Source organism: Desulfosporosinus sp. BICA1-9, assembly GCF_000802135.1.
In genome coordinates this window covers 1-24,242 of record NZ_JUEE01000085.1, presented here as the reverse complement: position 1 = coordinate 24,242, position 24,242 = coordinate 1, and the positions used below count along the sequence as shown (strand labels likewise).

The 24,242-nt window shown below is 40.1% G+C and carries 31 protein-coding genes and 1 pseudogene; 22 read left to right on the top strand and 10 right to left on the bottom strand.

Annotated features, from left to right (window positions below; all coding sequences use genetic code 11):
* Positions 1-89: 89 nt before the first annotated feature.
* Positions 90-818 (bottom strand): RNA polymerase sigma-I factor, encoded by a 729-nt coding sequence (gene sigI, locus JL57_RS11075; RefSeq protein WP_034142106.1) that lies wholly within the window; start codon positions 816-818, stop codon positions 90-92.
* Positions 819-982: 164 nt separating this feature from the next.
* Here sigI (JL57_RS11075) and JL57_RS34185 point away from each other — a divergent pair.
* Positions 983-1,213, top strand: a pseudogene (locus JL57_RS34185) (M23 family metallopeptidase); the annotation flags it as partial.
* A gap of 203 nt (positions 1,214-1,416) precedes the next feature.
* On the opposite strand, the gene JL57_RS11070 reads toward JL57_RS34185, so the two are convergent.
* The 3 genes from JL57_RS11070 to JL57_RS11060 all read right to left on the bottom strand — a co-directional run bounded on the left by JL57_RS11070 (position 1,417) and on the right by JL57_RS11060 (position 4,030).
* Positions 1,417-2,640 carry an anti-sigma factor domain-containing protein gene (locus JL57_RS11070; protein ID WP_291299970.1) on the bottom strand — a complete coding sequence of 408 codons (1,224 nt, stop codon included), beginning with the start codon at positions 2,638-2,640 and terminating at the stop codon, positions 1,417-1,419.
* A gap of 10 nt (positions 2,641-2,650) precedes the next feature.
* The gene (sigI, locus tag JL57_RS11065) at positions 2,651-3,373 is read right to left on the bottom strand and encodes an RNA polymerase sigma-I factor (RefSeq protein WP_034142105.1); all 723 of its coding nucleotides are present in this window, start codon (positions 3,371-3,373) and stop codon (positions 2,651-2,653) included.
* A gap of 333 nt (positions 3,374-3,706) precedes the next feature.
* The gene (locus JL57_RS11060; protein ID WP_034142104.1) at positions 3,707-4,030 is read right to left on the bottom strand and encodes a hypothetical protein; all 324 of its coding nucleotides are present in this window, start codon (positions 4,028-4,030) and stop codon (positions 3,707-3,709) included.
* Positions 4,031-4,545: 515 nt separating this feature from the next.
* Between JL57_RS11060 and JL57_RS34180 the strand changes: the two genes are divergently transcribed.
* Positions 4,546-4,710: a hypothetical protein gene (locus JL57_RS34180; protein ID WP_291299969.1), complete on the top strand. Its 165-nt coding sequence runs from the start codon at positions 4,546-4,548 to the stop codon at positions 4,708-4,710.
* 2 nt (positions 4,711-4,712) lie between these two features.
* Here the strand turns inward: JL57_RS34180 and JL57_RS11055 are convergent, their stop codons facing one another.
* Together JL57_RS11055 and JL57_RS11050 are read right to left on the bottom strand one after the other, a co-directional pair.
* Complete coding sequence (locus tag JL57_RS11055; protein WP_034142103.1) at positions 4,713-7,352, bottom strand: heavy metal translocating P-type ATPase; 2,640 nt, start codon at positions 7,350-7,352, stop codon at positions 4,713-4,715.
* On the bottom strand, positions 7,319-7,696 hold the full coding sequence (locus JL57_RS11050; RefSeq protein ID WP_045691240.1) for a helix-turn-helix transcriptional regulator: 378 nt from the start codon (positions 7,694-7,696) through the stop codon (positions 7,319-7,321). The genes JL57_RS11055 and JL57_RS11050 overlap by 34 nt, the downstream gene beginning before the upstream one ends.
* A 280-nt stretch (positions 7,697-7,976) precedes the next feature.
* Between JL57_RS11050 and JL57_RS34175 the strand changes: the two genes are divergently transcribed.
* The 5 genes from JL57_RS34175 (at position 7,977) to JL57_RS11025 (ending at position 11,862) form a co-directional block, all read left to right on the top strand.
* Positions 7,977-8,477, top strand: a complete 501-nt coding sequence (locus tag JL57_RS34175; protein ID WP_291299968.1) for a hypothetical protein — start codon at positions 7,977-7,979, stop codon at positions 8,475-8,477.
* Between the two features lie 166 nt (positions 8,478-8,643).
* Positions 8,644-8,997, top strand: coding sequence for a YckD family protein (locus JL57_RS11040; RefSeq protein ID WP_034142102.1), 354 nt, complete (start codon positions 8,644-8,646; stop codon positions 8,995-8,997).
* A 282-nt stretch (positions 8,998-9,279) separates the two neighbouring features.
* On the top strand, positions 9,280-9,606 hold the full coding sequence (locus tag JL57_RS11035) for a YnfA family protein (protein ID WP_034142101.1): 327 nt from the start codon (positions 9,280-9,282) through the stop codon (positions 9,604-9,606).
* A gap of 127 nt (positions 9,607-9,733) precedes the next feature.
* The gene (locus JL57_RS11030; protein ID WP_034142100.1) at positions 9,734-10,471 is read left to right on the top strand and encodes a response regulator transcription factor; all 738 of its coding nucleotides are present in this window, start codon (positions 9,734-9,736) and stop codon (positions 10,469-10,471) included.
* Entirely contained in the window at positions 10,468-11,862 is a 1,395-nt protein-coding gene (locus JL57_RS11025) for a cell wall metabolism sensor histidine kinase WalK (RefSeq protein ID WP_034142099.1), read from the top strand. Before JL57_RS11030 ends, JL57_RS11025 begins: the two co-directional genes overlap by 4 nt.
* A gap of 168 nt (positions 11,863-12,030) precedes the next feature.
* On the opposite strand, the gene JL57_RS11020 is transcribed toward JL57_RS11025, so the two are convergent.
* Together JL57_RS11020 and JL57_RS11015 are read right to left on the bottom strand one after the other, a co-directional pair.
* The gene (locus JL57_RS11020) at positions 12,031-12,495 is read right to left on the bottom strand and encodes a hypothetical protein (protein ID WP_034142098.1); all 465 of its coding nucleotides are present in this window, start codon (positions 12,493-12,495) and stop codon (positions 12,031-12,033) included.
* Between the two features lie 264 nt (positions 12,496-12,759).
* Positions 12,760-12,990 carry a PEP-utilizing enzyme gene (locus JL57_RS11015; RefSeq protein ID WP_045691239.1) on the bottom strand — a complete coding sequence of 77 codons (231 nt, stop codon included), beginning with the start codon at positions 12,988-12,990 and terminating at the stop codon, positions 12,760-12,762.
* Between the two features lie 77 nt (positions 12,991-13,067).
* On the opposite strand from JL57_RS11015, the gene JL57_RS11010 reads away from it, so the two are divergent.
* The 4 genes from JL57_RS11010 (at position 13,068) to JL57_RS11000 (ending at position 14,126) form a co-directional block, all read left to right on the top strand.
* Positions 13,068-13,286, top strand: coding sequence for a hypothetical protein (locus JL57_RS11010; protein ID WP_291299967.1), 219 nt, complete (start codon positions 13,068-13,070; stop codon positions 13,284-13,286).
* Between the two features lie 26 nt (positions 13,287-13,312).
* Positions 13,313-13,459: a hypothetical protein gene (locus JL57_RS34170; protein WP_291299966.1), complete on the top strand. Its 147-nt coding sequence runs from the start codon at positions 13,313-13,315 to the stop codon at positions 13,457-13,459.
* Between the two features lie 30 nt (positions 13,460-13,489).
* Complete coding sequence (locus JL57_RS11005) at positions 13,490-13,720, top strand: hypothetical protein (protein WP_034142095.1); 231 nt, start codon at positions 13,490-13,492, stop codon at positions 13,718-13,720.
* Between the two features lie 199 nt (positions 13,721-13,919).
* Entirely contained in the window at positions 13,920-14,126 is a 207-nt protein-coding gene (locus tag JL57_RS11000) for a hypothetical protein (protein ID WP_034142094.1), read from the top strand.
* 391 nt (positions 14,127-14,517) lie between these two features.
* On the opposite strand, the gene JL57_RS10995 is transcribed toward JL57_RS11000, so the two are convergent.
* Both JL57_RS10995 and JL57_RS10990 read right to left on the bottom strand, forming a co-directional pair.
* Positions 14,518-15,219: a transglutaminase family protein gene (locus JL57_RS10995; protein WP_034142093.1), complete on the bottom strand. Its 702-nt coding sequence runs from the start codon at positions 15,217-15,219 to the stop codon at positions 14,518-14,520.
* Between the two features lie 33 nt (positions 15,220-15,252).
* Positions 15,253-16,011, bottom strand: coding sequence for a helix-turn-helix transcriptional regulator (locus JL57_RS10990; protein ID WP_034142092.1), 759 nt, complete (start codon positions 16,009-16,011; stop codon positions 15,253-15,255).
* Between the two features lie 230 nt (positions 16,012-16,241).
* On the opposite strand from JL57_RS10990, the gene JL57_RS10985 reads away from it, so the two are divergent.
* The 11 genes from JL57_RS10985 to JL57_RS10940 all read left to right on the top strand — a co-directional run.
* Entirely contained in the window at positions 16,242-17,249 is a 1,008-nt protein-coding gene (locus JL57_RS10985) for a hypothetical protein (protein ID WP_034142091.1), read from the top strand.
* Positions 17,250-17,263: 14 nt separating this feature from the next.
* Positions 17,264-17,665 carry a cytochrome c maturation protein CcmE gene (locus tag JL57_RS10980; protein ID WP_291299965.1) on the top strand — a complete coding sequence of 134 codons (402 nt, stop codon included), beginning with the start codon at positions 17,264-17,266 and terminating at the stop codon, positions 17,663-17,665.
* A gap of 24 nt (positions 17,666-17,689) precedes the next feature.
* Complete coding sequence (locus JL57_RS10975; RefSeq protein ID WP_034142090.1) at positions 17,690-19,681, top strand: heme lyase CcmF/NrfE family subunit; 1,992 nt, start codon at positions 17,690-17,692, stop codon at positions 19,679-19,681.
* Entirely contained in the window at positions 19,662-20,144 is a 483-nt protein-coding gene (locus JL57_RS10970) for a cytochrome c-type biogenesis protein CcmH (protein ID WP_034142089.1), read from the top strand. Before JL57_RS10975 ends, JL57_RS10970 begins: the two co-directional genes overlap by 20 nt.
* Before the next feature lie 11 nt (positions 20,145-20,155).
* Entirely contained in the window at positions 20,156-20,524 is a 369-nt protein-coding gene (locus tag JL57_RS10965) for a hypothetical protein (protein WP_034142088.1), read from the top strand.
* Positions 20,511-20,954 (top strand): hypothetical protein, encoded by a 444-nt coding sequence (locus JL57_RS10960; protein ID WP_034142087.1) that lies wholly within the window; start codon positions 20,511-20,513, stop codon positions 20,952-20,954. The genes JL57_RS10965 and JL57_RS10960 overlap by 14 nt, the downstream gene beginning before the upstream one ends.
* A 4-nt stretch (positions 20,955-20,958) precedes the next feature.
* A complete protein-coding gene (locus JL57_RS10955; protein WP_034142086.1) occupies positions 20,959-21,657 on the top strand; it encodes an ABC transporter ATP-binding protein in 699 nt (232 codons plus the stop codon).
* Entirely contained in the window at positions 21,658-22,341 is a 684-nt protein-coding gene (locus JL57_RS10950) for a heme exporter protein CcmB (protein WP_034142085.1), read from the top strand.
* The gene (gene ccsA / locus JL57_RS10945; protein ID WP_034142084.1) at positions 22,341-23,027 is read left to right on the top strand and encodes a cytochrome c biogenesis protein; all 687 of its coding nucleotides are present in this window, start codon (positions 22,341-22,343) and stop codon (positions 23,025-23,027) included. The genes JL57_RS10950 and ccsA overlap by 1 nt, the downstream gene beginning before the upstream one ends.
* A gap of 12 nt (positions 23,028-23,039) precedes the next feature.
* On the top strand, positions 23,040-23,171 hold the full coding sequence (locus JL57_RS34165) for a CcmD family protein (protein ID WP_291299964.1): 132 nt from the start codon (positions 23,040-23,042) through the stop codon (positions 23,169-23,171).
* A gap of 151 nt (positions 23,172-23,322) precedes the next feature.
* Positions 23,323-24,242: FTR1 family protein (locus JL57_RS10940; protein ID WP_034142083.1), on the top strand; the 920-nt coding region annotated here is incomplete at its 3' end.

Genomic DNA, 24,242 nt, shown 5'->3' with positions numbered 1-24,242 from the left:
ATTTCTAAAAAGTCACCTTTTTTCGTGAAGATGACAGTAACCTTTGACGAAGTCCGCATAACGATCCCTTTGGTTTTCTCCATTTTTGCTTACACCTTCTCTCCCGGTTCTTCTGGAAGCTGCATAAATATTTTTAGCGGATAAAAATCTGGTTCGGATAAGATGAGTGCCAGGGCGATAAGATATTTTCGCCCCTTTTCTAGGACTTTGCGTTTTATGCCGGTCAGTAACTCTAGTTCTTTGATGGGTAAAAGTCTATGTTTTTGAAGATGCGCCATAAGTCTAGGGTTATGGCTTAAAACTAAGGCCGCCCTTGTGAGAGTTTGCTTACTGTCACTATGTTTCGGGGAGACTTTTATTAAATCATCTAACGTTACGTTATAGTCACAGAGCACACGAACGTAGTTTTCAACGACTTGCGTAAAGACCTCTTGGTTCTCGTTTTCTTGATAATGTTCTAGGGAAGTATCAAGATCGTAGCGGCTCAGCTCTTCATCTTCTAGGTTCATGGGCGAGAGGGAAAGATGTTGATGCTTGCCTTCTTTGCGAAAATAGTCTACTAATCTTCGGCGGATCACCATTTGAACAAAACTGTGAAAAGAAGCTCCTCCATGAGGGTCGAAGCTGTCAATCGCTTCATTAAAAGCTAAAAGAGCAATGCTGAGCTCATCGTCATTATCCCAGGTTAAATACCTACTGCAGATTTTGGAGCTTACCCTAGCTATAAATGCTTTATGAGATCTTATAAGTTCCTCTCGTACGAGAGGATCACCGCTCTTGGCTGATATTAAGGTTTCTCTCAGAACTTGTTCTTGCACCTTAATCACTCCACTTAATAGTAGTTCGTAAAACTAAAACAGTTTCGAGGGGTAGAAAAAAACATTCTATTCCCATTATGGGTGTAGAATGTTACAGGATTGTCACAGTTTTGTTATTTTTACGTTACATAAAGTTAGAGGAACAGACAAGTCAGTATTAGATTAGTGCAGGGTGGAATGGGAATTATGGGAAAAGCATTCTTATTGATCACGGAAACGGAGTTATGACACGTTATGCCCATTCCTCGAAACTTCTTGTTTCTGCCGGACAGACGGCTTCTCAGGGTCAAACGATTGGATTGGTGGGTTCAACCGGGCGTTCTAGCGGGCCGCACGTCCATTTTGAGGTTATTGTCAAAGGGGACACAACCAATCCTTTGGATTATTTGCGTTAATATAACTGACTTACAAAATGGACCTTCCCGCTACAAGGAATAAATTTACGCTAGTTATTTTAGCGATTGTTCTGATTTCGATGATTCCTGCACTTTACGGCTTTCTTCAGCAGAGAACGCAGATTGGCAATCCGAAGGAGTGACAAGCTTAAAATCAAACGAGAAGACCAAGCATTTCGCTCGTCTTCTCGTTTGATTTTTTATCATGAATCCCTTCTATCCTCCTCTGTGTGCTCACCCGTACTCTGCGGCCAATTGGATTGGGGCTGAGTATTTAATCCATCTTCTTTCTCTGTGGGATGATTTTGATCTTGATCTGTTTCCCCGTTATAGGGAGGGTTCGTAGGTTGTGGTGGTGTGGTACTTTCCGTTGTGCTGTGGTCAGGGGATATTTGGTCGGAACTCGGTTTTGTCGAATCATGGGATGTTTCTTGTGGAGGTTGATTTACTGGAGAATGGCTGGATTCACTGGGTTCGCTCCAATTACTAGAGGTGCTGCCAGCGGATGATTGGCTCTGGTTCTTGGAACGGTCCGTATTACTATGGTTCTCTGTAGTCTTTGATTCCATATTTGAAGGTTGGTTGTGTTCTGAACCCCTTTGTACATTTGGTTCTGGCTTGGTAGCTTCGAGGTTACCTTTCCAGTTTTGTGCTCTTACCTCCAAACTTTCTTCAGGGAAAAGGCTGGCTACACTAACATTCGCATCCACCAGAGCTTTTTGCACATCATTGCGGAGGGTATCGGGTTGAACAGCGATACCTTTCTCTTCACATCGATCATAAATTAAATAACTGTTAACCGTCATTCCTTGTTGCTGGGCTTCCTGTTGGATTTTCTGGGTCGTTTGACCGACAACCACACTTCCTGACAGGTTCCTGCGGATCATTTCATCACGGATTGAGTTTCGGAGTATTTCGGAATCAATCAATTGATTTCCCCACCTATTGACCGGTACCACGTTGGCTAAAATTAGGTTTTGAGTCTCATTTAACATTCCTTTATTGTTGGCATTTTCCACGATTAAATCAACGGCTTGATATACATTCAACCCTTTGAAGGACATTCCTTCCACTATACTTGAACCTCCATTGACATCGCGCACTTTGATAACCTTGCCTTGGTTGTTAACAAGCAACTCGATACCTTTGTTGATATCCAGCGCAACGGATGCAACCGCCATATTCGGAATGAATAAGAGGAACGAAGTGATGCTCAATACAATTAATAAAACTGCTGCTGCAGTCGAATATTTAAGCCAGGAATTATGGAATGATGGTATCCGTTGAGGTTTTATAATCACCTCAATCGTTTGGCCTACTTTTGGCGGCTCTTTAGGAGTAGCGATTTCCAAAAAGTCACCTTTCTCTGTGAAGATGACAGTAAGCTTTGGTGAGGTTCGCATCACGATGCCTTTGGTTTTCTCCATACTTCTTCACCTACTTTCCCAGTTCTACTGGAATCTGCATGAAAGTTTTTAGCGGATAAAATGCCGGCTCAGATAAGATGAGAGCCAGAGCAATAAGATATTTTCGTCCCTTTTCTAGGGCTTTGCGTTTTACGCCGGTCAATATCTCCAGCTCTTTAATGGGTAAAAGTCTATGTTTTTGAAGATGCGCCATAAGTTCTGAGTTATGGCTTAAAACTAAGGCCGCCCTTGTGAGAGTTTGCTTACTGTCACTATGTTTCGGGGAGACTTTTACCAAATCATCTAACGTCACTTTATAGTCACATAGCACGCGGACGTAGCTTTCAACAACTTCCGCAAAGACCTCTTGGTTCTCGTTTTCTTGATATTGCTCTTGGGATGTATCAAGATCGTAGCGGCTCAGGTCTTCATCCTCTAGGTTCATGGGTGAGAGGGAAAGATGTTGATGTTTGCCTTCTTTGCGAAAATAGTCCACTAATCTTCGGCGGATCACCATTTGAACAAAACTGTGAAAAGAAGCACCTCCTTGAGGATCGAAGTTGTCAATCGCTTCATTAAAAGCTAAAAGAGCAATGCTGAGCTCATCGTCATTATCCCAGGTTAAATACCTGCCGCAGACTTTGGAACTTACCTTGGCTATAAATGCTTTATGAGATCGTATAAGTTCCTCTCGTAAGAGAGGATCACCGCTCTTGGCTGATATTAAGGTATCTCTCAAAACCTGTTCTTGCACCTTAATCCCTCCACTTAATAGTTTTTCGTAAATCTGAAGCAGTTTTTGGGGGTAGAAAAAAACATTCTATTCCCATTATGGGGATAGAATGTTACAGGATTGTCACATTAATGTCTCATTTTTGTTGCATAAATAACTAATAATTCCAGATCAACGGACACTTTAACAAATCTGGTCATGAATAAAAAAACAGAGTGAAACTTGCTCTTTAAATATTTTTAAACTACCCCTGAAAATGAACAAATAGTTACGAATAACTTGCTGAAGACAGAGGGGTGGTCATTAGGAAAAAATTAAAGCTAGGTTAAAAAAACAAGTGCCATTGTAGTTGATTTATGGATTATTGTAATTAGATTGAGGAAGGATGATTTTGATGAAAAACATAAAAAATACCCTAATGGTAAGTACATTGTCTCTTAGCCTGGTAATCGGAGCGGTTGCAGCAGTTAGTGCTGCTACATCAGCAACGTCTGTGGACCCTAGCACTACTGCAACTGTAACAACAAGTACCCCAGTAACCGACCCAGCAGCAACAACCCCAACAACAACTGTCACGCCAGCAACCGACCCAGCAGCTGTCACGCCAGCAACTGACCCGGCAACAACTGTCACGCCAGCAACTGACCCGGCAGCAACTGTCACCCCAGCACCTGTCACAACAGGACAACACCAACAAACGCATAACACAAATCACCCAGCAGCAGCTGTCACCCCAGCAACAACCCCAGCAGCTGTCACCCCAGCAACCGCCCCGGCAGCAACTGTCACGCCTGCACCTGTCACAACAAGACAACACCAACAAACGCATAACAATCAAAACGAGACCCATAATACTAATATGTCTGAGAATCATAGGTCTGGTAGCCAATCTGGTCATGAATGATAAAATCTACTGATTAATCTCAAAACGCATAAACCAAACGAGAAGACTATGCATTTCGCCCGTCTTCTCGTTTGGTTTTTTATCACGAATCCCTACCAATCCCTCTCTGTGTGCTCATCCGAACTTTGCGGCCAATTGGACTGTAGCTTTAGTATCTAATAATTCATTCATAAGATATTTTCCACTAGGACTAACATTGATGCGAGTGGATTGTGGTACAGTCCGATGAATCCAAACTATCAGCCTAAATACTATTGGTATAATCGTCCTCATAACGATGGCTGGAATAATGCATATAGGGATTGGTGGTGTTGGTAAATTGGTAAGCAACACGTCTGATCGAGACGCCTGCAGACTTGAGTATTACTACGTCGTTACAGAATGGTCGAGTTACTCGCCGGTTATGATCCCCAAAAAGGTTATCGATAAAGAGGTACCGGCGAATGTTGAATAAGTCTACTCTTTCATACGCATCAGTCGCATACTATTAAATATAACAATCAAAGCTGCTCCAGTATCGCTCAATACAGCCATCCATAAACTAAGCCAGCCTGGGAAGATGAGCATTAAAGCGACAGCCTTTACAATAATGGAGAACCAAATATTTTGTTTAATAATTCTTAGAGCCTGTCGACTTAGCTTGATGGTGTGAGGAAGCTTTTCCAAATTATCTGCCATGAGAACAATATCTGCAGTTTCCATGGCTGTGTCCGTTCCTGCTCCTCCCATGGCAATTCCTAAATTAGCGGTAGCCAAGGCAGGGGCATCGTTGATGCCATCGCCAACCATTGCCACGACATTATATTCTTGCTGTAGCTTTTTAACAGTATTTAACTTATCTTCAGGCAGCAATTCGGAGAAATATCTATCAATACCTGTTTCTGAGGCCACTTTTCGTGCGGTTCCTTCATTATCTCCGGTTAGCATAACAATCTGCTCAATGCCAACGTCTTTAAGTTTTTTCAGAGCTGTAACTGTTACTTCGCGAACATAATCTGCTACTAGAATTATCCCTAAAAGTTTAGTTTTAGTTCCGACCATGACGATGGTATTTCCTTCATTTTGGGAAGTCTCAATACAGTCTTGTACTTCACGCTCAATGGATAGTCCCAGTTCGCGGAATAAACGCGGTTTACCCACAAAATATTCTGTTCCCTCTATGGAAGCTTGTGCTCCTTTACCTACGATTGCCTTGAAGGAGTCTGCCTTTTGGCTAGAAATGTTATTAGCTTTGGCATAGTCCATAATAGCTAACGCAATCGGGTGTTGAGAGTGTTCCTCAATGGTTCTGGCAACACTTATAATCTCTTGCTCAGAACCTTTAAACGTAATGATTTTGGAGACTTTTGGTTTGCCGGCGGTGAGAGTCCCTGTTTTGTCAAAAGCAATCGCCTTGATAGTGCCGGCAACCTCTAAGAAAGTTCCCCCTTTAATCAAGACTCCATTTTTTGCTGCATTGCCGATTGCCGATACAATTGCCACAGGAGTAGAAATAACCAAGGCACAAGGGCAAGCGATAACAAGTAACTCTAAGCCTCTATAAAACCAATCACTCCATGTCCCTAATCCTAACAAAGGTGGAACGACAATTGTCAGCATTGCCAAAACAAATACAATAGGCGTGTAAATCTTGGCAAAACGGTCAACTATGGCTTGTGTTTCAGCCTTTTTCCCTTGTGCCTCTTCAACCAAGTGAATGATTTTGGCGATTGTCGTATCTTCAATCAATTTAGTAACCTTTACTTCAAGAGAACCGTTCTCGTTGATTGTTCCGGCATACACTGTGTCACCTTCACTTTTATCTACAGGAACGGACTCACCAGTAATCGTAGCCTGATTAATACTTGAGGTTCCAGAGACAATTTCCCCATCTAGGGGGATTTTTTCACCAGGCTTAATAACTATCGTATCGCCTATAGAGATATCGTCAACTGAAGTACGGACTAAATCTTGGTCTATTTTTAACCAGGCTTCAGGTGGCGTTAAGCTCATTAAATTACGAATCGAGTCTCTTGTTTTAGCAAGCGTTTTTGTTTGCAGGGTAGTGCCCAGCGAAAAGAGCCAAACTACCGTTGCCGCCTCCAACCATTGCCCAATAATTGCCGCACCAAAAGCAGCGGTTGTCATGAGTACGTTCATGTCTAATGATTTACTTTTAACAGCGTAATAGGCACTTCTGGCAGGTTTATAGCCGCCTATTACTATCGATGCTGCATAGAGCAGTATAGAAATTAACTGTGGAACGTGGGTTAAGGCACCAAGATATCCCAAAACTAAGAGAATACCTGAAATTGCGTTTGAAGATAAGCTGAATTTCTTTGTAGCTGGAACCGGAATAATCGTTTTTTCTTTACTTCTCGATACCAGGCTAGCCTTATATCCTGATTTAGACACTGCTTTAATGACTTCTTCTATAGTCATATCATGGACAATGTGCATCTTACCAGTTGAAAAATTAACACTTACTTCTCTTACCGACGGTAAGGTTCTGAGATGTTTTTCCAGGGTTTTGGCACAAACTCCGCAATCCATTCCTTCGATATTGAATGTTTGACCCTTTTTCTTAGTTTGTGTAATCGGTGTGACCTTGAATCCGAGTTTCTGAACGTGTTTTTGGATACTTTCCAGGAGTGCCCCATTATCCACCGCAACTTGCATTTTTGAAGTACTATAGTTGACCTTAGCATGATTTACACCAGAAATCTTAATTAAACTTTTCTCAATAGTCTGGGCACAGACCGGACAGTCCATACCTTCAGCTTGAAACTCTAAAATGTGCCCAGAAAGCACCTCATTGTTATCAAGTTCTCTGTCCTCGACACCGCATGAATCATCACTACAACAACCGCTGTTAGGCGATTCAATCATGGTAAGTGGAGTACTTGCTTGTTTCTTCACAGTGGAGACTGGAAATTGTATAAGTTCAGCCTTTTTATCGTGGCTGTCAGATTCTTCAATTGGTTCGCAGCAACTGCAGTTTGAAGTCTTAGGGGCAGTCGTTTCCAATAGTATCGGAAACATATTCTTAGTATCTTGTTCGCAACAAGAACAGTTATTAGCTTCTAAAGAGATATCTTTTTTCGGTTGGTTAAACATTTAATTTCACCCTTTCCACAAAGACATTTTTCATTTTTGTCACAGGCGGCGACTTGCTGTTCCACATCGCCTAAGACAGCATCGAACATATTAAGCAGGCTTCTGACCTGTTCATCACGCAGCGAATAGTAAATGAATTTACCCTCTTGACGTGATGTCACGATGCCGCACCCTTTTAAACAGGCTAAATGTTGTGAAACATTCGATTGGTTTCCGTTAATTTCATCGACAATTTGCAATACCGTTTTTTCTTGGTGTTTTATTGACTCCAATATTTGAAGACGTGTTCGATCTGCAAATCCTTTAACAAATTTAACCTTGATATCCATATAATCCATATCCATTACCCCCTCCTGATATATTAGTGGGCGCTAATATTTATATCGTTATATTAGTCGTTAATAATATGATTGTCAAGTTTTTTTGGTTTCTATGTATAAAAAAGGTGACTATTTAACAAAAATGTTAAGAATCTGTGACGTGGGCGTAAAATAACAACTCTATACTATATCTAAAATTTAAAAAGTTTTTTAACCTACCCTCAAAAAATAGTCTGCCTTAACGAATAACTGGATGAACAACACATTGTTGTAATCAAAGATTTATAATGGAAGGATGATTTTCATGAGAAGCATTAAAAACACATTCATGGTAAGTGCCTTATCACTTGGTTTAATAGTTGGAGCAGTCGGTGTAGCCGGTGCTGCCACCTCCACGGATTATCAGCAAAAGATAGCCGAATGGATTAAAAACGATCCTAATCCAATGGTCATGAACACGAATTCCGGTGTTGCACCGGCTGTTGCACCGACTGTTGCTCCGGCTGCTACTCCAGCTGTTGCTCCGGCCGCTGCTCCGGCTGTTACTCCAGTTGCTGCTCCGGTTGCTACCCCAGCAAGTACCCCTGTAACCGTTCCTGCAAAAACCGTTACCTCTGCACCCGTCACCACAGGGCAACCCAATCAATATTATTACAATGATGGACATTCTAATATGAATCCCCAACAACACCAACAATTGCATAATAGTATGAACGGAAATGGTTATAACACTAATCACAACGAGAACCATAATACTAATATGTCTGAGAATCATATGTCAGGTAGCCAATCTGGTCATGAATGATAAAACTTGCTGATAAGTTAAACTGGGCGCAATGCCCAGTTTTTTTACCTTATATTTGAATTTGTTTTATGAACTTATAATGTTACAAAAATGTTAATCTACCGTGATTTTCCTGTAAAGAAACTTGTTTATACTAGTAAAGACAATGGAAAGGAGGTGCAATGAAATGAAAAGAAGGTTATCAATTATTTTTGCTTCGGTATTTATTCTCGCTTTGGTTGCTGTTCCTACATACGCAGCTATTTCGGATCAACAAAAAGCGGAAATCGATGCACTCAACAAACAAATAACAGAGACTCAGAAGCAGATCGTGGATAAATATGCAGAAGCAGGAGAGATCTCAAAGGCTCAGGCAGATGCCACAAAAGCCAACATCGACGCTACTGCCCAATATCGTCAACAGTTTAGCCAACAACAGGGTCAGATTGCGCCAAATCCAGGGTATGCTCCAGGTTATGGCAACGGTTACGGTTATGGATGTGGTTGGGGCGGAGCTAGTTACTATGGAGGAATGTGGTAAGAACTTCGCTTTAGAAAGATCCATATAGAGAGCGAACACGGAGAACCCATTTAGGGTTTTCCGTGTTTTATGTTATGTGTTTAAAGATTATTTTTCTGATTTCTTACGTATTAGTAGGGTTAACAAACTCTTTAGGCAAGTGTTTGTTATTAAATTGGGCCGATCGCAAGCTGAATTTACGGGTGGAGTAAAAAATAAGCGAGAGTAATTGTTTTGGTAATAGTTGAGCTGATAACTTATAATAGAAATACATAAAATATGCTATTACAAAGGGTTGAATTTATGTTTAGTACAATAATTCTTTTTCTTCTAGCTGGGTTAGCAGAAATCGGTGGGGGATATTTAGTTTGGCTTTGGTTACGTGAGGCCAAGCCAGTATGGTACGGAATTATCGGTGGACTTATTCTTATGCTATACGGGATAATTCCTACCTTTCAAACGTTTCCTAGTTTTGGAAGAGTGTATGCTGCCTACGGTGGTGTATTTGTTATTCTTTCAGTGCTTTGGGGTTGGGGAATAGATCATAAAACACCTGATGTTTACGATTGGATTGGAGCTTTAATCTGTATGATTGGTGTCTCTGTAATGCTCTGGGCACCAAGGCAATAGTAACGAAAATATGCAAGAGGATATGGTCTGAATCGTATCAGTGAAGAAAGAAATAACTTTATGGTCACTTACAAGCAATTGGCCGTCGAGTCCACCTTGAGTAGTATTATTGGAAGGGGGTTTTAATGTGGAAGACAGGTTAAAGATCCTCGTAGTGGATGATGACCCTTTAATTAGGGAATTAATACAGGTTTATTTGGAAGAAGAATTCATCGTTATTCATGCTGAAAATGGTCTTCAGGTAATAGAGAAAGTCCAAACGGATAAACCCTCTTTAGTGTTGTTAGATATAATGCTGCCAGTACTAAATGGTTGGGAAGTTTGCAAGCAGATAAGAACCTTCTGTCAAGTGCCTATTATCATGGTTTCTGCAAAAGGGGAAGAAATTGATAAAATTCTTGGCCTTGAATTAGGAGCGGAAGATTATATAACGAAGCCCTTTAGTCCCAGAGAACTCTTGGCTAGGGTTAAAGCGCAAATTAGAAGAAGCTTAATAGGTAAGGAAGCAAAAAAAGGATTTGCGGAGTCCACCGATACAGGGAATAGTATTTCCGATGATTTTCTTAACTTACCAGGGCTTCAAATTAATTTTAAAAAGTATCAGGTTCTCTTAAACGGGCTGGAGGTTGACTTAACCGCTAAAGAATTTGATTTATTGGCTTTTTTAACCCGAAATAGGGGGCAAGTCTTTACTAGGGAACAATTAGTGAATAAAGTATGGGGTTTTGACTATGTAGGCGATACTAGGGCAGTAGATTCAGCCGTAAAACGGCTGAGGAAAAAAATCAATAATGAAGAAAAAAACCACATTTTCATTCATACAGTGAGGGGAATTGGGTATAGCTTTGAGGTGCCAAATCAATGAAAACCATTTTTACGAGGCTGATTGGCTCCTATATCCTTATCGTCGTAATAAGTTTGGTTGTCATAGGGGTAAGCTTATCGTTTATGTTTAATAACTACCTTTTTGAGCAGAAAGAAAGGGAGCTAACTATTAAAGGGCAGGATATTGCCCAGGTGGTTAAGCCCTTTCTCGTTGAAAAAGTGGACCCCCATGATTTTGTCAATCTGGTTAACCGTTTGGACTTGAACTTGGGGACTGAGGTCTGGGTAGTCGATAAAAAAGGAGCGGTTATAGCTGCCGCCGCAAATCATGACTACTGCGAAGGGAATTATTTAGAGGCTTCAGAACTTAGCAACCTGCAATCAGGCAGTATATCTGTACGTAAAGGGCAATCTCAATATTTTCAGGAACCAGTTATTCGGGTAATAATCCCTATTTTACAAGAGGAAAGGGTAATCGGGGCCATAATTCTTTACTCTCCAATTCAAGGAATTAATAAAGCTTTAGCCAGCCTTTCTCAAATGGTCTTGACAGCGGGGATTATTTCGTTAGCCATTGCTTTTCTAATAGGGGTAATACTATCGAGGCGTCTTTCTAGGCCTATATTGACCATTACCGAAGCTTCAAAATCAATAGCAAAAGGTCAAAAGCAGGTCACTGTTCCGACGGATACGAGAATTGAAGAAATAAACCAGCTAGGAAAAACTTTTAACGATATGTCGAGTAAGGTTGAAGCCAATGAGGAAAGAATGAAAGAATTTGTTGCCAATGTATCTCACGAATTAAGAAGCCCCTTAACCTCGATCAAAGGATTTGTTGAAGCATTAATTGATAACAAGGGCAAAACCCCCGAGGCCCAGCAAAGATTTCTAACGATTATTAATGATGAAACCGATCGGTTAGCTCAGTTGGTTAATAACCTTCTAATTTTGTCCAGATCAGAAGAGGAGATTCCTCTGTACCCTGAGAATATCGAGCTAAAAGAGTTTATTGAAAATGTGTTAACAAGCTTCAATGCGAGGGTTGGAGAAAATTCTATCAGTATTGAAGTCATATCTGAAGAAAAATCTATTTTCTTAAAAATCGATAGAAATTCCTTCAAGCAAATCATAGTAAACTTAGTGGATAATGCTATTAAGTATTCACCACAAGGCGGAAATGTATCGATATTGTTAAAAGAGTGTGCGGAAATGATTAGCATATCAATAAGTGACTCTGGGCTCGGAATTCCTGAAAGAGATCTGCCCCATATTTGGGACAGGTTTTACCGAGTAGATAAGGATCGAAGCCGTGAAACGGGTGGTACAGGTCTAGGATTAGCCATTGTTAAACAGTTAACTGAAAAAAATGGCGGCCAAGTAGAGGTAGAAAGCGTCCTAGGCAAAGGTTCTACTTTTAGCGTAAGATTCTAAAAAATTGATGTAAACTGAAAAGCTAATTAGCTCATAATAAAATCAAACCAGGCAGCAGTTATCTGGTTTTTTCTTTTTGGCTCAGTTATATTTTACTGTTTATTTTCTCCATGACTAATAGGGTTTACCCCCTATTAGTACACTTTTCAACATTCTGCTATTGTCAAATTAGGTAGCAGTAATCGGGTCCCCGATAATCTTTGCCAAATCATCCAATATTGTTTTATTGCTTCCGATATAACCTACAATTATTCTGCCTTGTAGATAAAAGTGAGGCTTATCAATCCAATCAATCATACTGTTGCCAATTTGTCCATCGCTAGTAATTCTTTGTGATTCGGATTTTGCAATGGCGTTATCTGTAAACTCGTAGATAAAAATAAGGTCGCCATTAACCTTGATAGATTTTGCAGTCACACTGAAGAACTTAATCTCATTCTGAGAGGGTTGTAGTTCCTCAAGTGAGTAACCTTTTGCTCTCATGGCAGTGGTAAAAGTATCATAATCGATAGCGTACTGAGCTGTAACCGTATTTCCCTTTGATTCAATTTGTGGACTAACCCCAGAATTAGAGCAACCTGACACAATCAATGCAAGTATAAGCATCACTAAAACGATTCTAAGTTTCTTCATAACACACTCCTTCTAGTTATTTAAGACGAATTAACAAGACATAATCTGACGTTTATGCAACACTAAATTCCGATAATCGTAATGAACGATATGTTTATTTTACGGGAAACAAACAGCATAACCGGCAATACCAATCCATAGCTGAGGAAAATACCAGAAGATTAAAACTTAAAATCCGTAGGGTTACGAGTTTTCATCCAATGTCACCGTTCCTTTGGTCCCATCTACAGTAACCATCTGTCCGGTTTTGATGGAACGGGTGGCTTAGCGAGTGGCCATGACCGCCGGGATGCCATACTCGCGAGCTACAATACTGCTGTGGCTGAGCGGCCCTCCGATATCGGTGACGACTGCGGAAGCCGATGCAAACAATGGAGTCCAGGCCGAGGTGGTCGTTACGGCTACCAATACATCGCCAGGTTTGAGCTTGCTAAAATCTCCTGAACCAAATATAACGTAAGCCGGAGCAGTTACGATACCGCCGCTGGTACCCACACCTTTCGCACCACCGTGCTGCCTTTTTTTCGCCCTCTTCTCCATGAAGTAATTTTGACCAGCGGGTTTTTTCCGTCTTGGAAAGACCTCTTATGACTGCTCGTGGAGAAGGCAAAAGCTATATTTACGCCAACTGTAATCCTAAGTATGCTCAGTATGCACTGACAATTCTAAGGACCTTTTATAATTTCTGTCTGACGGTAAAGACTAAGAATGGTGCAGTTGAAACGCCAGCTCAGCGTCTTGGGATTATCAATAAAGTTTTTACACTGAGAGACATAATATACTTTAAGTAGATTATGCAATGAAATAGGTGAAGCAGTTGAGACATATCAAGTTAATTCTAATTGTGATTATTCTCGTTGTAGCTGTAAGCACTTTGGAACGATTGAATAACTGGCTAGGCTATCTTGCTTTATTCATCGCAATAGTCTTTATCCGCAAACTCGAAGATAAGTGGTTCAAGTAATAATCAATAAAATTACGAGAGGAATTAGCTATGATACTTCTCTACGTTTTTATGCTAATTGTTGGAATAGGGTTCGTTATTTGGGGAGCAAAAATATGGAGAACGAACTCTGTTCGCGAAAATATCTGGGATTCGATCCTTTCACTTATCATAGGAGCATTTGATTCTTCGGTTTTAGGAATGTTATTATTTGGTCTGTTATTGATCTTCCTAAGCCTGATGAAATTGATTTACGGTGTTAACTGGGGAATTGATCAGTAAAGGTTGGGCCTAAAAGGAAGTGGATTTAAATGTATTCTAGAAAGCAGAGCAGGCCTGTCTATGCTTCCCCGAAGGCCTTTTCCTTAATAAGATATTAAAAAACCGAAAGATTAGATAACTCTGATCACCTTAGAAAAGCAGAACACATTAGATCACCTTGACAGAAACCTAAAGAAAAAATGAAGGGTGAGAATGAAAGATGATAGTTTTAAAATGGACTGAGGTTAATAGAAAAGGTCAATTGGTGGGCAAGGAGAAAGAGTTCAAGAACAGGGAGGTACTGCAAAAGTTCATACTAAAGCTCCAGGGAAAGGAAAACTTCATTAGTGTCGATGGGAGTAGTGAGAAAATACCGAGGGAACAGGGTGGAGTAGATTTTATATACTTCAACCACCCCTGTGATTAGCAAAGCCTATGGCCCTTTTTCATGGCATCCATGCCGATAGCAATTATACGAAACTGCTAGGTCATAAATTTTCAAAAGGAGGAGTAATTTTGAGACTGATAATAAATTTGCTAGATACCATCGTACTGGCAATGGTATCTATTTTTGCTTTTAAAGAATCAAAAATTAAAGGTGCGCGGCGTCAATTATTCCTAATATGCTTAGTCCCACTTCCCATAACGGGATTCGTCAAATCAACGCACTTGATTTTTTACTGAACTGAACAAAAGCGCATTGTAAACCAGACGGTTTTTAACATAGGTATGTTAGAAACCGTCTGGTTTTCTGCTAAAATCCTGAGAATTGGTGTGTTGGGACTACTGTTTCATTTGCAAAATGGTGTAATTATAGTTCATTCTCTATTTCGGATTTTCTGCAACCGTTTGTTCAGCCTTTTGGATAATATTTTCCCAAACAAAAATTTTTTTAAAGGTGAGGGAGTATTGTTGTATTTTTCGAAAAAAAGCTCTGGCGAATCAAAAATGCCAACGTCGTCGGTAATTGCAAGGCTTTGGCTGTAGGTATCTTTACCTACAAAGCAAAAGTTATCCGCACGGATGTCTTTTACAGCAATAGCGTAACCGTAGTAGCCGCCATCACGCTTTTGCAGTTTATCTTTAACCGCATTGTAATAGCTCTCATCAGGAATAACACCCTCAAGTGCTATCCAGTTGCTGTTATAGTATACCTCTACCCATGTGTGGCTTACTTTTGCAGGGGCTATCAGGTAGGTTAAGCCCACCAGTGCACCCTTTTGCATGGTTTTATCAATCAAAAAACCATGTATCCTTGTTGGTATGCCAACGCCCCTAAGTAAGGCCATAAGTAAGGTAGACTTGGTGTTGCATTGACCATAGCCCTGCTCTAAAATTTCAGATGCATTAAATTCGTCCTTTGAATTGTAGCCAAAAACAATTTCGTTCTTCACATAGTTATAAATTTGTTTAATTATTTCAAACTCGTCTTTTTCAGCCCATTTTCTCTCGGCAATAAGCTGTTGTATCTTTGGATGATTATAATCTAATAAATGCGTTTCCTTTAAATAGTTTTTCACGCTAACGCCTCCTTTTATTAGATTATAAGTCTTTTAGTATGTGGTTACTTTCAAAAAAACGCTATCTTCGCTCAATTCTCTGGCAGACATCCCCAAGGTCTTTTTACATACCGCCGCAAAGTGTGATGAACTGTCAAAGCCTGCCATGTTTGCGGCCACGGTTATGCTTTTGCCAGAAAATATGTAGAACATCGCTTTTTGTAATTTATGTAACACTATGTACGAACTTAAGCGCATACCTGTTTCCTTTCTAAATAAATGGGATAATCGGCTTTGCGATAAAAACACGCTTTTTGCCATTACTTCAAGATTGTGCTCCGGATTGGTACAGGTTGTAATTTGAGAAAGCAGGCTTGTAATTCTCTCGTCCATAGCGATGTTGACGTCTGAGCTTATCAGCAATACTTGGAGCAGTTGTGTATAAAACTTAAGGTAATTCTCTTTATCCAGAATAGGATAATACCGCCGCAGTAAGCACCGGATTAAGTTTATTGACTCATCATCAATAACATAGTACAACTGACCCCTTAAATACTTCTGGTTCAATTGTTTCTCTATGACAGAGGTGTTATTAATTAATAAGAAAAATTGTGCATCTTGATTACTATAAAAGGTGTGATTTGTATTTGAACTTATAATGATGCCCTTGCAAGCAAACTGTTTTTCAGCAACTGATATATTAAACTCATTGTGAAAGGAAATAGATATTTGAAGCATTAGATGGTTATGAATATCTGCATCAATTTTATCCGTAACTGCAGCAATATGATCATTGCCAGCATAAACATACATCGTCATCAACTCCTTTGTCTATAAGCCTAATATAAATAATCCATATTTCGCCTTAAAATACAAGTGTGTACTAAATTAAATATCTATAAAAATATATCAATCAATTTTCAACATTGACTTAAAGCATAGCCTTCTTTTTAAATGTTACATTTCTGACAGACGTCTGACATACTTCTGACACATGACTAAGGTAAATTTAGTGAGGTAGTTTAAATCTTGGAGGTATGAATATGCGACAATTCAAAGCAAAAAAATGGTTTTTTACTTTTATGATTCTTCTTGGCTTAGTTATTGGTACAAAAACCGCCTATGCTGAAACGGCTAAACTTGAAATTATTAACATGGATATTAATGTGATGCCAGAGTACGATACACCGGATATCTTAGTAATTTATTCCGTTGACTTTAAAAATACGTCAGACCAGCCCTACTCAGGAGAATTTGTCTGGAATCTTCCTAAGGATTCCAAAAAATATACTGTAGCAGATAAGAGTAAGGGAGATAATCATGTCGAACCAACTGTAAAACACAGCGAAAAAAATGACCAAATTGTCTGGAAGTTTCCTACACCATTACAACCTGGTGAAACAAAAGCTGTTCAAATAGAGTATTATTACAACAATTTGCAGGGTAACCCTGATAAAACGTTCGTTTACGAATATATTCCTGAATATCCTGTCGTGCAAGCCGAAGTAACCGTATTCCAGCCCAAAAAAGCCTCGAACATGGTTGTTACCCCTGATTTTGGACAAGCACAGCCTGGTTACGATGGCTTCAGCATTTACAAGAAAGAATTTAAGACGCTAAAACCGGGAGATAATGTACAAATCAAGGCCAGTTACACTAAATCTGATCCCAACCCCTCAGTTGCTCCCCTTAGCGAGCAGCAAGGTCAAAGTGGTCAGCCGACCCAATCAACACAGAGTAAAAGAACTAGCGCTGCTATAGTATTGTTTTTCATAGCGGCTTTTGTCGGAGTCCTAGGGCTAATCATCTATAAAGCTATGAATAGTAAGCATATTCCTATAAACCGAAACAGTGAAGAAGATTATGAAGATGAAGAGTTTATAATAGATAAGGAAATTAGGAAAATGCAAAATTCGAACAAAAAACAACCAAGCCATAGCAAACTTAAGGCTGAAAAAAAGAAATTAAGAGATGCCTTATTAAGTGGAAGGATTAGCGAGGGAACCTATCACCAATTATTAGCTGAACTTAAGGGCGAGGAAGATTCTTAGGGGGAGGGGTAATAATGCACAAGAAGTTAAAGCTTATACTAGCCCTTTCGGTTCTTCTAGGTGCTTTTGGCTATCTAATGATCAGTAGTTTTAACAATGCCAAAACGTATTATATGACCATTAATGAAGTGACGGCTAGCGCAGATAAAGGAAAATTAGGGGAACAAAATCTTAAAGTAAGTGGTAAATTAGTCGGTCAAAGTGTAAAATGGGACCCCTCAAAGGCAGAACTGAAGTTTGAAATTATCTCAGAAGATCAAAAAGAAACTATGCCAGTTTTATATAAAGGAGTTAAGCCTGATAATTTTAATGATGGGATTGATGTCATAGTGGACGGGAAATACACCGTCGAACAAGTTTTTTTGGCAGATAAAGTTATGACCAAATGTCCCTCAAAATATGAAGAACAACAGTAATTAAAAAATCGGGAGGACAAAATTGTGGCCAATATAGGTACTATCGGGTTGTTGATCGCCTTAGGGTTAAGTCTATATTCCCTAGTTGCTTTCTTTTTGTTTAACAGTAATAAAGGACTGAAATATCTCCTCAGCGCTAAAAATGCAGTATATGGAACGGCACTTTTCACGACGATTAGTGTAGTTGCTATGATCTATGCTTTGATAGCCGGCGATTTTTCCATTGAATATGTAACCCAATATACAAGTCAGGATCTGCCTGCTATCTATAAATTATCGGCCCTGTGGGCGGGTAATTCCGGTTCGCTTTTATTCTGGGCATGGATACTCGTTTTATTAGCAGCCATTGTTACAGCATCGAAAGAAAATAAAGAGTTTATACCCTACGCCAGCCCTATTATGATGGTGGTCAGTGTATTCTTTCTGTTTATGATAAATTTTGTTTCCCAGCCTTTTGTACAGGTACTAAACCCACCACTAGATGGGATGGGTATGAACCCCATGCTTCAGAATCCGGGTATGGTGATTCATCCGGTTACGCTATATCTAGGATATGTCGGTTTCACAGTCCCGTTTGCTTTCGCAATGGCCGCCCTCATTATGAAAAATCCCGGTGACCAGTGGATTAAATTGACTAGAAAATGGACCCTTATTTCATGGTTGTTTTTAACACTGGGTAATTTATTTGGAGCCCAATGGGCTTATGTAGAATTAGGCTGGGGTGGGTATTGGGCCTGGGATCCCGTAGAAAATGCGTCGTTAATGCCTTGGCTAACCGGTTCGGCTTTTCTTCATTCGGTTATAGTCCAGGAACGTAAAAATATGCTCAAGATATGGAACATGGTCCTAATTATTATTACCTTCGGCTTAACACTCTTTGGGACGTTCTTAGTACGAAGTGGAGTTGTCGCTTCAGTTCATGCCTTTGGTAATTCCAGCTTGGGAGCTTACTTCCTGATATTCACTTCTTTGATAATTTTAGCGGCCTTATATCTGGTAGCTGACAGAATCAACCTGCTTCGCCAAGGAAATCAGTTTGAATCTTATATCTCGAAGGAAAGCAGCTTCTTATTAAATAATTTACTCCTAGTGGGCTCAGCTTTTAGTATTTTTTGGGGAACCGTTTTCCCTATCGTTTCAGAAGCTGTTGTCGGTGAAAAAATTGCTGTGGGAATCCCCTTCTTTAATCAGGTTAATGCTCCCATTGGTTTAGCATTTACCTTGCTCATGGGAATATGCCCTTTGATTGCTTGGCGGAAGGCCACCTTTGAAAATATAGCTAAAAATTTCATGTGGCCATGGATCATTGCGATAATAGGCCTGTTAATGATCGTTTTTATTGGAGGAATTAGCAAGCCTTATGCTTTAATTGCCTATACCATCTGCATTTTTGTAATTTTTTCTACTCTCCAGGATATTCTCAAAGGTGTTCGGGTAAGAAAAAAATTGACTGGAGAAAATCTCATAGTATCTTTAATTAAGCTTTTAACCAAAAACAGACGGCGCTATGGTGGTTATATGATTCATATGGGAATTGTAATGATGATAATTGGAATCACTGGCTCAAATGTATTTAACACCGAAGCTATTAAAACGTTTAAGCCAGGAGAAACTGCTGTAGTTGAAGGCTATACTATCTCTTTTAAGGGACTCCAGCAAACTACCAGGGATAATATGGAGGTTGTTTACGCAGACTTGAACGTGATCCACAATAATAAATATATGGGGAATTTACAAGTGGAAAAGGTTTTTTACTCAAAATCAGAACAACCCATGACGGAACCAGCGATCATCTCAACGTTCAAGGAAGACTTGTACGTTCTCTTAACAGGATGGGAGGAGGATGGATCAGCAATTTTTAAAATCCATATTAACCCTCAGATAAAATGGTTGTGGACTGGGGGATGGGTTATTGCCATAGGAGTTATATTTGCCCTATGGCCCGGAAAGGGTAGTGGAGTTGGAAGTCGATATATAGGGAGAGGAGAGGTGTCCTATGGCAAGAGGGTTAGTTAGAAGGATAAGTTTGACCTGTTTAGTCCTTGTTAGCTTTCTGCTTCTTAACATTTCTCCTGCTTTGGCAAGTGCTCAAAGTGATATTGAAAACGCTTTAATCTGCCCAGCCTGTTTTGCCGAAGCTATGTCAGTAGCAGCTTGTCAAGATTCTACTGCACAGCAAATAAAAGAAGATATTCGTCAAAAACTGGCCTCAGGGCAAACCAAGGAACAAATTATTAAAACGTATGTGGATCAGTATGGAGATAAAATTTTAACAAGCCCTCCCAAAAAAGGCTTTAATCTAATGGCTTGGGTTATCCCTTTCCTGGGGATTGTGATGGGGGGATCCTTAATATACCTAGCTCTAAGTAGATGGGTCAAAGTTCCAAGCGTAAAAAAAGGTCATGCAAAAATTAAACCAGGGGTACTGGATGAATATTATGATGCTAGAGTAGAAGAGGAGTTTAAAAAGTATTTATAGGAGGGGTTGGATTGGAAGTTGTTATAGGGTTAGTAATGATTGCAGGCGCTTTAGTAATTATCGGATACCCTTTAATACAGAAGGATATTCATAACTTGAAGGTTAAGCCGGCAAAAAATAAACCCCTTGGCTATGAACAACAAAAAGAAATAGTCATGTCATCCATAGGGGAAATCGAATTTGACTTTAATATGAATAAGCTAACTGTCGATGATTATCAGGAGTTGAAAGCTTTATATAAAGAAAAAGCTGTACGGCTTCTCAAAGATAAGGACAAAGTTTCTGGGGTCAACGAAAAGGATCTGGTTAGAAAATTAGAAGAAGAAATCGAAGCTGACTTAAAAAGTCTAAAGGGATCAGATGCCGATGAATTGGGTTAAAAGGCTTCTGGTTTTAGGTGGTCTTACAGTTTTCTCCCTTTTTCCTGCTTTGGGGGTTCAGGCAACCCCCACTCTTAGCTCAGGATACCAGGATAAAGTAGTGTTTCATACGCCGAGCCATATGGCAAAGTGGAATAAAAGCACGTTAAAGGGCCTTGATCCTCACGTCTTGGTTGCTTTTATTGGCTTAATGCTCGTAATTATTCCAGGTACCTTCCTATACAGAGGCCGTAAAAACCAACCCAAGGTTAAAGAAAATGAAGCGAACGTTGATACGGCGAATGAAGGAATCAAAAAGCAAATAATCTTAAACAAAATGCGTCAACTTGAAGAACAATTTTCACAAGGGAAGATTAATCAGGACAAATATACTAAGACATTAACTAGTTACCAGGCTCTTCTTAAGAAAATGGAAGAAGAGAGGGGATGAACCATTGATCGAAGGGATTAATATATCTAAAACCTATGGTAGTAAAAATGTACTCAGGGACATTTCTGTAAGGATTCCTAGGGGTGAGTTCGTAGCAGTTTTAGGACCGAATGGGGCAGGAAAATCGACCCTTTTGAAAATCCTAGCCTTGATTTCCAAACCGGATTCAGGACAAGTTAAAATTGGGGATCAATCAATAGTTAATGCTCCTGGTGAATTAAAACGTAAAATTGGCATTATCTCACACAGCTCTTTCTTATATCCAGAGCTTACAGCCTATGAAAATCTGCAGTTTTACGGACGTTTGTATGATATTGACAATCTGGAAGAGCAAATAATTACGGTTATTAAAAAGGTAGGTCTCATATTAGCCTTAAATGAGCCGGTCTATACCTTTTCACGAGGCATGCTTCAGCGACTATCCATAGCAAGGGCGTTAATTCATAGTCCTGAGGTAATATTGCTGGATGAGCCTTTTACAGGATTAGACCAGCAGGGTATTAGTTTACTTCAAGGCGTTTTAAGAGACTTAAAGTCCAATCACAAAACGATCCTCATGGTCACTCATAGTTTTGAAGATGGTATGAACGATGTCGATCGAATATTAATTCTCAATAAAGGGCTGATTGCTGCTGATTTTCCCAGGTCGAATCTTCTATCTGAGGATCTAAAAAGAATTTACCATGAAAAGGTGGCCTGTTAAATGAGTAGTGAGCTGGCTTTAATCACAACCATTTTCAAAAAGGATTTGGTCAGCGAGTTTCGAGCAAAGGAATCTATTGTAACCATGGTTACCTTTTCGGTGCTTATTTTAGTCCTATTTAGCATGGCTTTCGAACCGTCAAGACAGACTGTCGAGGAAATTTTGCCCGGACTTATTTGGATGAGTCTTATCTTTTCCGGAATTCTGGGTCTTAACCGTACCTATGCAAAGGAACGATTTAATGACTGTTTAATAGGCATCTTGTCAACTCCCATTGCCCCATACCAGATATATCTCGGAAAAGCTGCAAGCAACTTAGTGCAGCTTCTCTTTGTGGAGATAATAACCTTTCCCTTGTACTTCATCTTTTATGATCTTAATCTAAAGGGATCACTAGGTATGTTGATTATTATAATGTTGATCGGTTCGGTTGGCTTTATTCTAGTTGGAACTTTTCTAGCAGCCTTAACCAGTAATCTCAGAGCAAATGAAGCGTTGCTGCCCGTTATCTTATTCCCGTTACTAATGCCAGTATTATTGGCTGCGATAGAAGCAACTTCGGCAGTTTTTACTGGATTAACCCTTGATCAATATCTTCCGTGGATCAAACTAATCCTGGTTTACGATCTGGTTTTTCTAATCATGCCGTTCTTGCTGTTTGATTACCTTATGGAGGTGGATTAATGATATTAATACCTTTGCTGAAAAAAATCCTTTTAGGTTCGACCTTTGTATCAATGTTAACTGCATTGTATTTAGTGTTTGAATGGGTCCCAGTAGAGAGGCAAATGGGGCCTGTCCAGAAAATATTTTACTTTCATGTTCCGTCAGCATGGGTAGCTTTTTTGGCGTTTTTTGTAGTTTTTGTAGCAAGCATTATGTATTTGAAGACAAAAGCAGAAGTGTATGATATTATTGCCGGAAGCTCAGCCCAGGTAGGGGTTGTTTTTACTGCAATCGTGTTGATTACGGGTCCGATCTGGGGAAGGGCTGCTTGGGGTACGTGGTGGACATGGGACCCTAGGTTGACTACCACACTGATATTATGGTTTATTTACCTAGCTTATTTAATTATCCGTAATTCGGCAAAAGGAAATGAAAAAAATTATAGGCTAGCTGCTGTTTTTGGAATTATTGGCTTTGTAGACGTGCCGATCGTGTTCATGGCGGCTCGGTGGTGGCGAACCATCCATCCAGTGGTTTTTGAGGCCGACAAAATTGGCCTGCCACCCTCTATGATTTTTACCTTAATGGTGTGTTTATTAACGTTTACTTTGCTTTATTTAGTACTACTATTACAATGCAAGACTATCGAGCAGATGGAACGCAAAATTCAAAATCTTAAAAGAGAGGCCCTGAAGGCCTATTAAGGAGGTTCTAAAATGAATCATCTGTTTTGGGGATATGCTGTGATATGGACATTATTATTTGGCTATATTGTATACCTGGATTTACGGCAAAGAAAGATTCAGGCTCAGCTAAACCAGTTAGAAATGGTGTTAGGAGAAAAATAAAAAATGAGCACTGATATCCAAAAATTGTTCATTGACAACTGAGAATGAATATCATATATTAATCATAAAGATCGGGTCCGAAAGGACCCATCATTTTCACCATTTATTGATAATGAATATCAAAATCAAATTTTGGGGAGGAGATTGACATTTGAGAAAAAAGTTAGCCGTAGTGTTGTTAGGTTTAATACTTATCTTGGGTTTAGCGCCTGCGGCTATGGCAGCAGGTCAGCCTTTTAGCGGTGTGGTCGAGGAAATCGATAAACATCTGCAGGATGCTTATACCACTTATAAGCAGGGTGATATGGCTGGGGCGAAAAACCTGGTGGATGAGGCTTACTTCGGACCCTATGAAAGTGGTCAAATGGAGAAGGCAGTCCGATTGAATATCTCCGCTAAGCGCAATGCGGAAGTGGAGACGGCTTTCAAACAGCTAAAAAAGGACATGGTCAAAGGGGTGCCTGCCTCCCAAATCAAGCAGCAGATTGAACAGCTGGTTAGCGGGTTGCAGGTTGACGCCAAAACCCTTGACGGTGATCTGAGCGAGAGTTCCACTGGATTCGGAGCGTTTTTAGCTTCCTTCTTAATTATCGTCAGGGAAGGGTTTGAAGCGATCCTCGTCATCGGAGCAATCATTGCCTACCTGGTTAAATCCGGATACAAAGAAAAGGTCAAGGTAATTTACCAGAGTACTGCTGCTGCGCTAGTGGCAAGCTTGCTAACCGCATGGGTCCTGACCAAGGTTTTTAGTATCAGTGGGGCTAGCCGGGAAGTGTTGGAGGGAGCTACCATGCTGCTGGCAGTGGTGGTGCTGTTTTCAGTCAGCTACTGGTTGGTAAGTAAGTCCGAAGCCCAACGCTGGCAGAACTACATAAATGGCAAGGTACAGGGTTCCCTGAATAAGGGCAGCACGTTTGCCCTATGGAGCGCAGCCTTCCTGGCAGTATACAGGGAGGGAGCGGAAACCGTGTTGTTTTACCAAGCTATGATGAGTGGTACTACAGACTTGAGTATGGTTTTAGCCGGTTTTGGGGTAGGTATACTGGCCTTGGGCATGATCTTTGCCATCAT